This is a genomic window from Xenorhabdus santafensis (assembly GCF_033949405.1).
In the GTDB taxonomy this organism is placed as follows: Bacteria; Pseudomonadota; Gammaproteobacteria; order Enterobacterales; family Enterobacteriaceae; genus Xenorhabdus; species Xenorhabdus santafensis.
The window spans coordinates 1-257 of record NZ_VCDN01000493.1; the positions used below are offsets into that span (position 1 = coordinate 1).

General features: G+C 25.7%; 1 protein-coding gene. It reads right to left on the reverse strand.

What is annotated here, in order from left to right:
* Nucleotides 1–257 (reverse strand): hypothetical protein (locus FE392_RS21085; RefSeq protein ID WP_439153524.1); only part of this gene is annotated, 257 nt, incomplete at both ends.

Genomic DNA, 257 nt, shown 5'->3' on the forward strand with positions numbered 1-257 from the left:
TAAATTGCTCTTTAAAGACTTTTTTCGTTTGTTGATATAAAACCTTTATATTTATCTGTAAATCTCTTATATGAGCCTTTAACGAACTTATTTCAGTATTTAATTTTCTATTTTCCTTCTGAGATTTTTTAAAAAAATCATACAAATCATCAAATTGATAACTCAATTCTTTATTTTCTTTTTTGAGATACTCCCCATGTACTCGTAAATTTTGGTTTTCTTGCACTAAATCTGTATTCTGCAAACGCTCATAATCT